Origin of the sequence: Pantoea sp. Aalb, assembly GCF_009829985.1 — a bacterium.
Taxonomy (GTDB): domain Bacteria; phylum Pseudomonadota; class Gammaproteobacteria; order Enterobacterales; family Enterobacteriaceae; genus SZZU01.
This window is the reverse complement of record NZ_SZZU01000002.1, coordinates 153,666-167,137: the sequence shown is the minus strand read 5'-3', so window position 1 is coordinate 167,137 and position 13,472 is coordinate 153,666. Positions and strand designations below refer to the sequence as shown.

Here is a 13,472-nt window from a genome sequence, read left to right as displayed (position 1 = left end):
TGTCGATATTTAATCTAAAATAGCTATACTTTCATTGCTAATATTGTTTCTTAAAAATAAGAACAAATAAAAAATATTATTTATCATTATATTTTTGATTAAATTGCTGTATAAGTTGTATAATATGTTTATAATTAATATTATCTGGCTCAACATAATTAATTATCCATTTAAATAAGATAATATCTTCTTTTTGCAAGAGAGAAAAGAATAATTTTTTATCTTCTTCAATTAAAGCATCATATTTATATTTAAAAAATGGTAATAGTATAAGATCTAATTCTAACATACCACGACGACATGCCCAATTAATATAACCTTTATTATAATGCATGATTATTTACTTTCAATTAAGAGTATACGTGTATAGTATATACTAAATATCTATTTGTTTTTTAATATAAATTAGGAAATTTATATTTCTTTATGTATTGATTAATCTAAAATCTTAATAAAGAAGTAAAATTACTATATCTTAGTAAATTAGGTCTATAAAAATGTCAATATTTCCTATATGTAATAAATCAATTTTAGACTCATCATGCTTGCCTCTAACATTGATATCACTTGATGAATGGGTTTTAGTTTCAGTTTATGGAGAAGATAGCACTTCCTATTTACAGAGACAATTAACTTTAAATATGAATAATATCAATAAAAAAAAACACTATCTTGCAGCCCACTGTAATAGTCAAGGTAAAATGTGGAGTAGCTTACGACTATTTTATCATAATAAAGGATATACTTATATAGTACGTCGTACTGTACATGAAAAACAAACCACAGAGCTTAAAAAATATATAGTTTGCTCTAAAGTAAAAATTATTATCGATAGAGATTCAATATTATTAGGATTAGCAGGTTTTGATGCTCGTATAGCATTATCTAGTTTATTTAATACTTTACCAGACAAAATAAATTCAGTAGTAGAATGTAACGATAGTACTTTACTTTGGTTTCCATATCCTACTGAACGTTTTCTAATAATTACTACATTAATACAAGCCCAAAAATTAAAAGAAAAATTAGATAATAAAATACAATTTAGTAATAGTAATCAATGGGTAGCACTTGATATAGAAGCCGGAATTCCTATTATTGATAATGTAACTAGTTCTAAATTAATTCCACAAGCTGCTAATTTACAATTTCTTAATGCGATTAGTTTTAAAAAAGGATGCTATATTGGACAAGAAACAGTAGCAAGAACTCAGTTTCGAGGTATGAATAAACGAGCTCTCTATTGGTTAGCAGGTAAAGCTAATAAAATACCCAATGCTTCAAGTTCAATTAAATTAAAAATAGGCGATAAGTGGATAACTACAGGTATTGTACTAAGCTCAGTACAATTAAATAATAATATTATATGGGTACAAGTGGTTATGAATAAAGATATAAATTTAAATAGTATCTTAGGTATAGAAGGTGATCAAAATAGTGAATTAACCATTCAAAAATTACCTTACTCATTAAAAGAATAATAAAGAATAATAAAAAATATTCATTGAGTATTTTATAAAAAATAATATTTTATTTGTAAAAATATTGTATTAAAATGTTTAGCCATTAAAAAAGTACTAATGTAATTTATTAATTATATATAACATTCTATCTATTAGATTTACATTGACATTAGTTTTTCAATATCAATAATATCTTTTACTGCATAATTAGTAATATTTTCATTGCCATCTGTAGTAATAATAATACTATCTTCAATACGTATTCCTATACCACGATAATGTGTTGGTATATTAATGTTATCTGCAGAAAAATATAAACCTGGCTCAACAGTTAATACCATGTTCGGTTCAAGTACTCTATCATGTTCAGCTGTACCGTAATCACCGACATCATGTACTTCTAATCCTAACCAATGACTTAAATTATGCATAAAAAAAGGATAATATGCCTGTTTTTTAAGAAGAGTATCAAGATTGCCTTTAATAATATCAAGATTTATTAATCCCAAAGTTAAAATACGTACCACTTCATCATATACCTTCTGGATAGTTATACCTGGTTTAAACATTGATAAAGCTTTATTTTGAGCTGCTAATACTATACTATAAAGAACTTTTTGCGACCTATTGAATTGACCATTTACAGGAAAAGTTCGAGTTACATCACATGCATACCCATATAGTTCACATCCAGCATCTATTAATACTAAATCATTATTTTGTATGATATTTCCATTTTTAGTGTAATGCAAAATACAGCTATTTTTTCCAGAACCAACAATAGCATTATAAGAAGGAAAACGAGCACCATGTTTATTAAATTCATGATAAATTTCACCTTCTAACTGATATTCAAACATACCTGGACGACAGATTTTCATTGTATGGTTATGTGCTAAAGCAGTAATTTTACCAGCTTGACGTAAAATATTAATTTCTTCTTGACTTTTAAACAAACGCATTTCATGTACCCAAGGACGCCAGTCAATCATAGTATGGGGTGCGTTCACATTTCGATTTAATCTACAGCGCATTTTTTCTATTATACTAAATAATATTTTATCTGCTTTTTGGTTTTCTCCTTGAGCATGATAAATTATATCAATACCATTAAGAAACTGAGGTAATTTTTCATGAATACTATTCCAAGGTAAAGCTTGGTTTACTCCCTGCTTAATAATGGCATCTTCTTGTCCTAATCGACATCCAAACCACACTTCTTCTAATAGACTTCGAGGTTGATTAAACAATACACTATGGTTATATGTTGCATTTTTCTTAATTAACATTAGAAGAACTTGAGATTCATTAAATCCAGTAAAATACCATAAATTACTATTTTGACGGTAATGATATATATGATTATTACGAATTAGTTCTGGTTCAGAGAAAAATAGGGCAGCACTATTAGGTGCCATATGATTAATAAGAGTTTGACGGCGTTTCTGAAATATTTCTAATGTAATCATACTATATTTATCCTATAGTGAATAGCTAATTACAGTATTTTAAACATTATAAGTTTAATCGTAGATAAAAATCTATTTATTTATAAACTTATATAGATAATAATTATTAATAGATAATAATTATTAATAGATAATAAAATAATTGTATTTAGATAACTAAATAAGTCTTTAATTAATTAAAGAATATAATTAATAATTATTTTTGCGACATATAATGATTTCTATTTTATTAGAGTGCATAGTTAGTATTGATTTTTTAGTTTATATTAAAATTAATATAATAAGAAAACTTTTTAAGTGAAAAATATGTTATATCTAAATATAAACATTAATTGATATACGATATTTAATAAATCAAATGTCTCAACTTTTATTACTTAATCGCAAAAAAATTCGTAAATATATACGTTCATTAAGACGTAATTTATCAATTAAACAACAAGAAGAAGCGGCTAATTTATTAGCAGAAAATGCCAATAAATTTACTATTATTTCTAATGCAAGCAGAATTGCATTATTTTTATCTATTGATGGTGAAATTAATACTTATCCTCTTATAAAAACATTGTGGAAACAGAAAAAACAAGTATATTTACCAGTAATACATCCATTTATGCCTGATTACTTACTATTTTTGCGTTATATTCCCGAAACAATACTTACTTTAAATAAATTTCAAATTTTAGAACCAGTATTTAATATCACACAAATAGCAACATTAGAACAATTAGATGTAATCTTAGTACCTTTAGTAGCTTTTAATCATAAATGTCAACGTTTAGGAATGGGTAAAGGCTTTTATGATCGCACATTACAAAACTGGCAACAATATCATTTTGTACCAATAGGCATTGCGCATGATTGCCAGTATTTTGATACTATTCCAGCTGCTTCTTGGGATGTTAATTTACCTTATATTATAACTCCATCAAAAATTTGGCAAAACTAAAATAAAAGTTACTAAGAAAAATAGTATGTTTTTAGAATTAAAAAGTAACATTAAATTTTAATAGAGTAAACGAGCACGAATAGTTCCTGGAATCTTTTTTATAATATGTAAAGCTTTAATTGCACTATCTGCATTAGCATCAATATCAATTACTACATATCCTATTTTATGTGAAGTTTGTAAATATTGGGCAGAAATATTAATTTTTTTTTCAGTAAATATTTGATTAATTGATGTTAATACTCCAAAACGATTTTCATGAATATGTAGTAAGCGACTAGTATTAGGACAATGTATTGGTAATGAAACTTCTGGAAAATTAACTGCTGATAGTGTAGAACCATTATCAGAATATTTTATTAACTTACTAGATACTTCTAGACCAATATTCTCTTGAGCTTCTTGTGTTGAACCTCCAATATGCGGCGTCAAAATTACATTATCGAATTGACATAGTGGTGAATAAAATCGATCTTGATTAGTAGCTGGTTCTAATGGGAATACATCAATAGCAGCTCCAGAAAGATGTTTACTGGATAAAGCGTTACAAAGTGCATGTATATCAATTATTGTTCCACGAGAAGCATTAATTAATATTGAACTAGGTTTCATTAGTTCTAGTTCTTTAGCACCTATCATATTCTTAGTTAAAGGAGTCTCTGGTACGTGTAAACTTATAATATCACTCATATTAAGCAAATCAGAAAGATTCTTTACTTGAGTAACATTTCCAATTGGTAATTTATTTTCAATATCATAAAAAAATACATGCATACCTAAACTTTCAGCTAATATTCCAAGTTGAATACCAATATGTCCATAACCAATAATACCTAATTTTTTACCACGTGCTTCATACGATCCAGTTGATAATTTATTCCAAATACCACGATGGACTTTAACATTTGCTTCTGGGATATTACGCAACATTAGTAACATTTCTCCAAGTACTAATTCAGCTACAGAACGAGTATTAGAAAATGGCGCATTAAATACTGGAATACCAAGTTTTGTTGCAACATCTAAATTAACTTGATTAGTACCAATGCAAAAACAGCCTATTGCAATTAATTTCTTAGCTACTTTAAATATTTCTTCAGTCAAGTGAGTACGGGAACGAATCCCGATAAAATGTGCATTACTAATAGAATATTTAAGCTTATCTGTATCTAATGTACTTTTATAAAATTCAATATTAGTATATCCTGCTAATTGAAGATTATTTAGAGTACTACAGTGTACCCCTTCTAATAATAGAAATTTAATTTTTTTTTTTATTAATGAAAATTTAGCCATTTATCTAACCTGATTTTAGAATTAAAGATTATTAGACAATATAAGTTTACATAAATGTAATCTTTAAAATTACATATTAATGAATAACAATATAAGTAAATATTAAAATCAATAATCTATAACTTATAAAATTTTTAAAAATTGTATTTATTAAATAAATCAAAAAATATTTATAATCCATATAATTTTATAATGATAATGAACAGCGTAGATTTAATAAAAAAGTAATTAATTGTTTTTAACTATAGTTTTTACTCCATTTTTAGTACCAATTAAAACCACATCTGCACTACGAGAAGCAAATAAACCTACAGTAACTACACCTGGTATTTCATTAATGGTTTTTTCTAAAAATATTGGATCAACAATACAAAGATTATATACATCTAAAATAATGTTACCATTATCAGTAATCACATTTAACCGATATTCTGGTAAACCGCCTAGTTGAATTAATCTACGTGCTACATAAACACGTGCCATAGGGATTACTTCTACTGGTAAAGGGACACTACTACCTAATACACCTACTTCTTTTGAAGAATCTACAATACAGATAAATTTTTTAGCCACAGCTGCAACTATTTTTTCACGTGTTAATGCGGCACCACCTCCTTTAATCATCTGCATTTGCGGATTAATTTCATCGGCTCCATCAACATATACTGCAACTTCATCAACCTGATTTAAATTGAATACCGGAATTCCTAGAGATTTTAATTTTTGTGTTGAACATAGTGAACTAGATACAGTACCTTCAATTTTATCTTTGATTGTATACAGCGCATCAATAAAATGAGATACAGTAGAACCAGTACCAATACCAATAATTGTACTTGGTTTTATATAATGTAAGGCTTTCCAGCCAACAGCTTTTTTTAGTTCATCATGATTCATATAATTTACAACCTATTATCATATTTTATTACACATAATATACAAGAAAAAAACATCAAAAATATCATTGCTATTTTGATAAATAAAAAAACAAAATAAGATTGTTAGATGTAAAATTATAATAGTATGATTATTATAGGTTTATAACATAATAACTCTACTATAAAAAAAAGAGAGTAAAAAAGATGAGATACCTAAATTATCGAATGCTTTGGGTAATAGATTCAATAATTGTTGAGCGATTCTTTAAATAAATATTTATAAATTCTTAATTTAAAAATTAAATATAAAGTATAACTAATAACATGAATACTTAGTAAGTAATTATTAATTCAAGTAACCTATAACTTAAAAGATAAGTAATTTTTTTTTTAAAATAAATATTTTATTATTTGATTTGGTTAAATATGAAATTTAAATATCTATTTATCAGGATGTTTATCCTGTAAATTATTTACATATTAAGTAAAAGATATTTTCAATAAATTAAATACTCCTAATATGATAAGTTTATAGTTTAATATATCTAATTAATTTATTCTATCTTTATATAGAATTATAATAATGATTATTATAGTATTTTAACTATTCAATAAAAATTAAATTTTTATTTAAATATTCTGACATTTAAATTTATTTTCCTTAATAAGTATTATTATGTATTATATTTTCACTTGATAATTATTAATATTTAACTGACTTTTATTTTTACTTTTATTATAAATAATAAAAGTCATATATTCCAAGATTATTCAATAATATAAATCGATATTTACTACTCACGAGTATATATAAAACATATATAAAAAATGATACTATCATGCTTCATGCAAATTTAAAGTTTTATTATACTAATTTAATATCCTATAGATATAGCAGAGATACTAAAACAATAATAAATAAATTAGTTTTAATTCCAAAGTAATGGAACTAAGATAGTAGAAGAAATATATATAATGTACTAAAATAAATAAAATAGATAAAAAAGTGATTACAATAGAGAGTAAATACATATTATATACATAAAAAATGTTAGGAGCAGTGAAATAATATGAATCCAAATTATTTCTATAATAATAATACAATTATTGTTTTGTATAACGTTTACTATATGATATAGTAATTTAATTATATATTTATTAAGTGTTTTTTAAATCTTCTATATTAATTTTTAAACAGCTCACTTATAAACTTTTTATTTATACCAATATTTAAAAAATATGATATATATATTTTATATACGTTCTAGTGTACATATAAAAATTATTTAATTAATATTAAATAATTTAATTTTTTTATTTACAAAAAATATCTATAATACATTTATAGCATTTAGGTCTCTAAAAGCTTTTTCTAACCGCATTATCATAGAAGATTGTGCAGAACGCAACCAAATACGAGGATCATAATATTTTTTATTTGGTTGATCTAATCCATTCGGATTTCCTAGTTGGCTTTGTAAATAAAGTTTATTAGATTTATAATATTTTAATAAACCTTCCCAAGTTGCCCACTGAGTATCAGTATCTATGTTCATTTTGATTACTCCATAGCTAATAGATTCTTGAATTTCTGATACAGAAGAACCAGAACCACCATGGAAAACGAAACTTAAAGTATTATATGGTAAACTGTGTTTTTTACATACATATTTTTGAGCATCATGCAAAATATGAGGAGTTAACTTTACATTACCTATTTTATAAACTCCATGTACATTACCAAAAGAAACAGCAATGATGAAACGATTACTGATCTTACTTAAATTAGTGTAAGCATAATCAACATCTTCTACCCTGCTATATAATTCAGAAGAATGAACATGACTATTATCTATTCCATCCTCTTCTCCACCAGTTACTCCTAATTCAATTTCTAAAGTCATTTCTATCGCACTCATACGTGCTAAATATTGGCTACAAATTTCGATATTTTCTTTTAATGGCATTTTAGATAAATCAATCATATGCGAAGAAAAAAGAGGTTTTCCATTTTTCTTAAAGTAATCTTCACCTATCGTTAATAATCCATCTACCCAAGGTAATAATTTGTTATCACAATGATCTGTATGTAGAATAACTGGTACACCATATTTTTCTGCCATTAAGTGAACATGATTTGCACCAGAAATGGATCCCCAAATAGCTGCACTTTGGTTTTTATTATTTTTCAACCCTTGCCCAGAAATAAAGATTGAACCGCCATTAGAAAACTGAATAACAAGTGGTGCCTTAACCTTAGCTGCAGTTTCTAACGCAGCGTTAATTGAATCAGTACCAATACAATTAATTGCTGGTAAAGCAAATTTATTTTCTTTTGCTATTTGAAATATTTTTTGAACTCCTTCTCCAGTGATAACACCTGGCTTTAAAAAATCAAACACTTTAGACATATAATTTAACCTTAACTATTCACACTAAAAATTAAATTTAGATACATTTTAACTCTTAATAGCTTATAACGAGCATCATTTTTTATTGTTTATTTTTTTATGCGCCCTTCTAACATAGTTACTACTGGTAGTTTTTCCCCTTCTATAAATTTAAGAAATGCACCACCTCCAGTAGATATATAGGAAATATTCTCTTTAATATCAAATAAATCTACAGCTGCTAAAGTATCGCCTCCACCTACGATAGAATAAGCATCACTTTGTGCAATAGCTTCTGCAATAATTTTTGTTCCTTCACGAAAATCTGGTAATTCAAAAACTCCAACTGGTCCGCTCCAAAGTATAGTTTTAGCTTCTTTCAATATTTCTGCCATTTTATAAGCAGTTTCATCGCCGAAATCCATTATTTCTTCATTATCTTTTATCTCATTAACTTTTTTTGAAGTAACTGATAAAATTTTAGAAGATTTTGTACTTACCCGAACATAACTAGGTACTTGAATATTATATTGATCACGTAATATTTTAGCATCATTAACAAAGTTTGGTTCATATAAAGATTGACCAATACTATTATCGATAGCTATAAAGGTATTCGCAATACCACCACCAACAATAATCGTATCAGCAATTTTTGCTAATGATTGTAGCACACTAAACTTAGTTGAAATTTTAGAGCCACCTATTACAGCTACTAATGGACGTTTTGGATTACTCATAATTTTACTTAAGGTATTCAATTCATTAAAAAGTAAAGGGCCTGCACAGGAAATAGAAGAAAATTCCCCTACACCATAAGTTGAAGCTTGTTTACGGTGCGCAGCACCAAATGCATCCATAACAAAAATATCGCATAATGATGCATATTTTTTTGATAAAGCATCGTCATTATGCTTTTCTCCTTTATTAAAACGAACATTTTCTAGTAATATTAATTCACCAGCATTTATTTCAATGCCATTAAGGTAATTCTGTACTAAATGTATTTTAATTCCATTGAATTTATTATTTTTTTTTATATAATTAAGAATTGGTAAAAGAGAAAATTCTTTGTTATATTGACCTTCAATAGGACGACCTAAATGAGAAGCAATCATTACTCTTGCACCATTGTACAAAGCTAATTCAATAGTTGGAAGAGATGCACGAATACGTGCATCAGACATGACTATTCCATTTTTTATCGGAACATTGAGATCTGATCGAATTAAAATGCGTTTATTAAAAAGATTTAAATCAGTCATTCTAATTAAAGACATAATAAACCTCTTTTTATGTTGCTAATTCTTTTATGTGAAAAAAATTTACATAAAACCAATTGCAGCCATTGCTAAAGTAGTATCAATCATACGGTTAGCAAAACCCCATTCATTATCACACCAAACTAAAAGTTTAATAAGGTGCTTACCACTAACTCTTGTTTGAGTACCATCTACAATAGCACTATGTGGATTATGATTAAAATCTATTGAAACTAATGGTAATTCTGTGTAATCAACTATACCAAAAAATTCCTTTTCTGAAGCTTTTTTTAATAAAGTATTAATTTCATAAGCTAGTAAAGAACTACGAACTAAAACACTTAAATCAATAGCTGTTACATTTATAGTAGGTACTCTTAAAGCAATGGCTTGAAATCGATCATGAAATTTAGGGAAAATACGTGCAATACCTAAGGCAAGACGAGTATCAACGGGAATAATTGATTGACTAGCAGCACGAGCTCGACGTAAATCATTATGATATGAGTCAATGACTTGTTGATCATGCATTGTTGAATGAATAGTAGTAATTGTTCCTGCATCAATTATAAAAGCATCATCTAGCAACTTGAGTATTGGGATAATACAATTAGTAGTACAAGAAGCGTTAGAAACAAGTCGATCAGTTTTTTTAAGATATTGTTCATTCACGCCAAATATTACTATGGCATCAAGATCTTGTTCGCCAGGATGAGAAAATAATACCTTTTTTGCTCCGACTTGTAAATGTTTTTCGCCATCTGCACGACTACCATATACACCAGTACAATCTAGTACAATATCGATATTTAGCTCTTTCCATGGCAATAAGTCAATATCAGATATATGTAAAATACGTATAATATCGTTACCAATAAATAATTGATCATGTTTTTGATATACATTCCAAGAGAAACGACCATGACTGGTATCGTACTTTAGCAAATGTACCATATCTATAGTTTTTGCTAATTCATTAATAGCAACAATGTTAATTACACTTTTACGATTTATTTCATATAATGCACGTAATACATTACGTCCAATTCGACCAAAACCATTAATTGCAATACGAACGGCCATTTTTATCTTTAATAACCTTTCTAAAGAAACATGAAGATAGCCTGAACGTTTCATACAATTTTGTACAGAAAATTTTCGTATAAAAATGTATGAATAAAATTTCATAAATAAAGATGTTTAATAACGTCAATTTTATTGATTATATTAAAACATTAAAGTAAAAAATATTATTCCTTATTTTAAAACAAGAGGTATATAATAAATATTATGGAATATCTTTTATATATTTTTGCATTTATTTTTTTTTAAAAAATATTTTACCTATTACTATCGCTATAAGATTTATTAAAATGACTATAAAATAGCTTTTGCTGTAGCCACTATATTATCTACAGTAAAACCAAATTTCTTAAATAGTTTATCAGTCGGTGCTGATTCTCCAAAAGTAGTCATCCCAACTATTGCACCTTTTAAACCAGTATATTTTAACCAATAATCTGAAATACCAGCCTCAATAGCTACCCGTGCTGTAAGAGATTTCGGTAAAACTGATTCACGATATAATATATCTTGTTTATCGAATACATCAGTAGATGGCATAGACACTACTCTTACTTTATAGCCTTCATTAGTCAATTGATGATAAGCATCAATAGCTAATGCTACTTCTGATCCAGTAGCAATTAGAATTAAATCAAGTTTATCTTCATCATTTTTTAATATGTAACCACCACGTTTTATATTTTCTAATTGGTTAGAAGTACGATCTTGCTGTACTAAATTTTGACGAGAAAGGATCAATATTGATGGACCATCTAGACGTTCAATAGCGTATTTCCATGCCACTGCACACTCAACTTGATCACATGGACGCCAGAGACTAATATTTGGAGTAATACGTAAACTAGCTATCTGTTCAATTGGTTGGTGAGTTGGTCCATCTTCACCTAAACCTATAGAATCATGAGTATAAATCATAATTTGACGAATTTTCATTAATGCTGCCATACGCACTGCATTACGCGCGTATTCTACAAAAACTAAAAAAGTTGAAGTATATGGTAAGAAGCCACCATGTAAAGCAATACCATTAGCAATAGCAGTCATACCAAATTCACGTACTCCATAGTGAATATAATTACCATCTATGTATTTATTTATTGGCCTAGAACCAGACCACATAGTCAAGTTACTAGGTGCTAAATCAGCAGAACCCCCTATTAATTCTGGTAAAATATTACCAAAAGTTTCAATAGTATTTTGCGAAGCTTTACGGCTAGCAATGTCTAATGGATTCATTTGTAATTGATAAATATTTTTTTTTGATTGCATTAACCAATTAGCTGGTAATTTTTTTTGAATTCGACGTTTAAAATTTATAGACAATTCTGGATATTTTTTAAAATAGGCATCAAATTTATTATTCCATATTGCTTCTTTCTCTTTACCAATCTTTTTTGCATCCCATTGTTCATAAATATTAGAAGGAATTTCAAATGGTGCATAATTCCATTTTAATTTTTTACGTGTAAGAGTAACTTCTTCTTCCCCTAACGGTGTACCGTGCACATAATGCGTACCAGCTTTATTAGGAGAACCAAACCCGATAATGGTTTTACATATAAGTAAAGTAGGTTTATCAAAAATCGCTTTCGCTTTTTTAATTGATTGTTCAATAGCACAAGGATCATGTCCGTCGATATCACGTATAACATGCCAACCGTAAGCTTCAAAACGTTTAGCAGTATCCTCGGTAAACCAACCTTTAATATGCCCATCAATAGATATACCGTTATCATCATAAAAAGCAATTAATTTATTTAATTTCAAGGTGCCCGCAATAGAGCATACTTCATGTGATATCCCTTCCATCATACAACCATCACCCATGAAAACATATGTATAATGGTCTATAATCTCATAACCTGGACGATTAAACTGAGCTGCAAGTGTACGTTCAGCAATAGCAAAACCAACAGCATTAGCAACACCCTGTCCTAGTGGTCCAGTTGTAGTTTCTACACCAGGAGTATAACCATATTCTGGATGACCTGGAGTTTTAGAATGTAATTGTCGAAATTCTTTTAAATCATCAATTGTTAAACTATAACCAGTTAAATGAAGCAAGCTATAAAGCAACATCGATCCATGGCCATTAGATAAAATAAATCGATCTCGGTTAATCCACATTGGATTAGTTGGATTATGGTTGAGAAAATTACGCCATAAAACTTCAGCTATATCTGCCATACCCATAGGAACACCAGGATGTCCTGAGTTAGCTTTTTGTATTGCATCAATACTCAACGCACGTATAGCGTTGGCAAGCTCTTTACGTGAGAGCATTTTTTACTCCAAAATAGAAACTAATACTTTATAATATTGAACTTATGATAATTGTTAAATATTAAATATGTATATTAATTTATAATAAACGCAAAATATTAATTAAATTTAAAAATCAGTTAATAAATACTAAATTTTAAGTATATCTTCCATGTTATAGAAGAACTTTTAAGAATTTAATAGCTAATTTAACTAATGTTAAAATAATTCATTTATTTTTATCTATTATTTTTAACTATTATATTAAAATAAAAAATATAAAATAAAGAAATATTAATGAATAATAGTTTTAAAAATTAAATGATGATAATAATCATACTTAAATTTTATAAATTAAAAAGGAGTAAATATAATTTATTAATATCATTTGATTTGATTAAATAACTATATTTTATA

At 27.1% G+C, this 13,472-nt stretch carries 10 protein-coding genes; 2 read left to right on the top strand and 8 right to left on the bottom strand.

All coding sequences use genetic code 11. The features are described 5' to 3' along the window. Positions 1 to 76: 76 nt before the first annotated feature. Positions 77 to 334 carry a succinate dehydrogenase assembly factor 2 gene (locus FD728_RS03175; protein ID WP_204162623.1) on the bottom strand — a complete coding sequence of 86 codons (258 nt, stop codon included), beginning with the start codon at positions 332 to 334 and terminating at the stop codon, positions 77 to 79. A 163-nt stretch (positions 335 to 497) separates the two neighbouring features. Here FD728_RS03175 and ygfZ point away from each other — a divergent pair, with 163 nt between their 5' ends. Beyond that, complete coding sequence (ygfZ, locus tag FD728_RS03170) at positions 498 to 1,481, top strand: tRNA-modifying protein YgfZ (RefSeq protein ID WP_159934748.1); 984 nt, start codon at positions 498 to 500, stop codon at positions 1,479 to 1,481. Between the two features lie 140 nt (positions 1,482 to 1,621). On the opposite strand, the gene pepP is transcribed toward ygfZ, so the two are convergent. After that, positions 1,622 to 2,932 (bottom strand): Xaa-Pro aminopeptidase, encoded by a 1,311-nt coding sequence (pepP, locus tag FD728_RS03165; RefSeq protein WP_159934746.1) that lies wholly within the window; start codon positions 2,930 to 2,932, stop codon positions 1,622 to 1,624. 358 nt (positions 2,933 to 3,290) lie between these two features. Between pepP and FD728_RS03160 the strand changes: the two genes are divergently transcribed. Then, on the top strand, positions 3,291 to 3,881 hold the full coding sequence (locus FD728_RS03160; protein WP_159934744.1) for a 5-formyltetrahydrofolate cyclo-ligase: 591 nt from the start codon (positions 3,291 to 3,293) through the stop codon (positions 3,879 to 3,881). 57 nt (positions 3,882 to 3,938) lie between these two features. Here FD728_RS03160 and serA read toward each other — a convergent pair whose 3' ends face one another. The 6 genes from serA to tkt all read right to left on the bottom strand — a co-directional run bounded on the left by serA (position 3,939) and on the right by tkt (position 13,076). Continuing rightward, positions 3,939 to 5,177: a phosphoglycerate dehydrogenase gene (gene serA, locus FD728_RS03155; RefSeq protein WP_159934742.1), complete on the bottom strand. Its 1,239-nt coding sequence runs from the start codon at positions 5,175 to 5,177 to the stop codon at positions 3,939 to 3,941. 228 nt (positions 5,178 to 5,405) lie between these two features. Continuing rightward, a complete protein-coding gene (gene rpiA / locus FD728_RS03150; RefSeq protein ID WP_159934740.1) occupies positions 5,406 to 6,074 on the bottom strand; it encodes a ribose-5-phosphate isomerase RpiA in 669 nt (222 codons plus the stop codon). A gap of 1,312 nt (positions 6,075 to 7,386) precedes the next feature. After that, on the bottom strand, positions 7,387 to 8,466 hold the full coding sequence (gene fbaA / locus FD728_RS03145; RefSeq protein ID WP_159934738.1) for a class II fructose-bisphosphate aldolase: 1,080 nt from the start codon (positions 8,464 to 8,466) through the stop codon (positions 7,387 to 7,389). A gap of 89 nt (positions 8,467 to 8,555) precedes the next feature. Further along, positions 8,556 to 9,725: a phosphoglycerate kinase gene (locus FD728_RS03140; RefSeq protein ID WP_159934736.1), complete on the bottom strand. Its 1,170-nt coding sequence runs from the start codon at positions 9,723 to 9,725 to the stop codon at positions 8,556 to 8,558. A gap of 45 nt (positions 9,726 to 9,770) precedes the next feature. Next, complete coding sequence (gene epd, locus FD728_RS03135; protein ID WP_159934844.1) at positions 9,771 to 10,790, bottom strand: erythrose-4-phosphate dehydrogenase; 1,020 nt, start codon at positions 10,788 to 10,790, stop codon at positions 9,771 to 9,773. Positions 10,791 to 11,084: 294 nt separating this feature from the next. After that, positions 11,085 to 13,076, bottom strand: a complete 1,992-nt coding sequence (gene tkt, locus FD728_RS03130) for a transketolase (RefSeq protein ID WP_159934734.1) — start codon at positions 13,074 to 13,076, stop codon at positions 11,085 to 11,087. Between the last annotated feature and the right edge of the window lie 396 nt (positions 13,077 to 13,472).

Excerpts from the sequence above, each read along its gene's own strand:
- ygfZ (WP_159934748.1), top strand. The coding sequence starts at position 498 with ATGTCAATATTTCCTATATGTAATAAATCAATTTTAGACTCATCATGC.
- epd (WP_159934844.1), bottom strand. The coding sequence starts at position 10,790 with ATGGCCGTTCGTATTGCAATTAATGGTTTTGGTCGAATTGGACGTAAT.
- pepP (WP_159934746.1), bottom strand. The coding sequence starts at position 2,932 with ATGATTACATTAGAAATATTTCAGAAACGCCGTCAAACTCTTATTAAT.
- FD728_RS03175 (WP_204162623.1), bottom strand. The coding sequence starts at position 334 with ATGCATTATAATAAAGGTTATATTAATTGGGCATGTCGTCGTGGTATG.
- rpiA (WP_159934740.1), bottom strand. The coding sequence starts at position 6,074 with ATGAATCATGATGAACTAAAAAAAGCTGTTGGCTGGAAAGCCTTACAT.
- serA (WP_159934742.1), bottom strand. The coding sequence starts at position 5,177 with ATGGCTAAATTTTCATTAATAAAAAAAAAAATTAAATTTCTATTATTA.
- tkt (WP_159934734.1), bottom strand. The coding sequence starts at position 13,076 with ATGCTCTCACGTAAAGAGCTTGCCAACGCTATACGTGCGTTGAGTATT.
- fbaA (WP_159934738.1), bottom strand. The coding sequence starts at position 8,466 with ATGTCTAAAGTGTTTGATTTTTTAAAGCCAGGTGTTATCACTGGAGAA.
- FD728_RS03140 (WP_159934736.1), bottom strand. The coding sequence starts at position 9,725 with ATGTCTTTAATTAGAATGACTGATTTAAATCTTTTTAATAAACGCATT.
- FD728_RS03160 (WP_159934744.1), top strand. The coding sequence starts at position 3,291 with ATGTCTCAACTTTTATTACTTAATCGCAAAAAAATTCGTAAATATATA.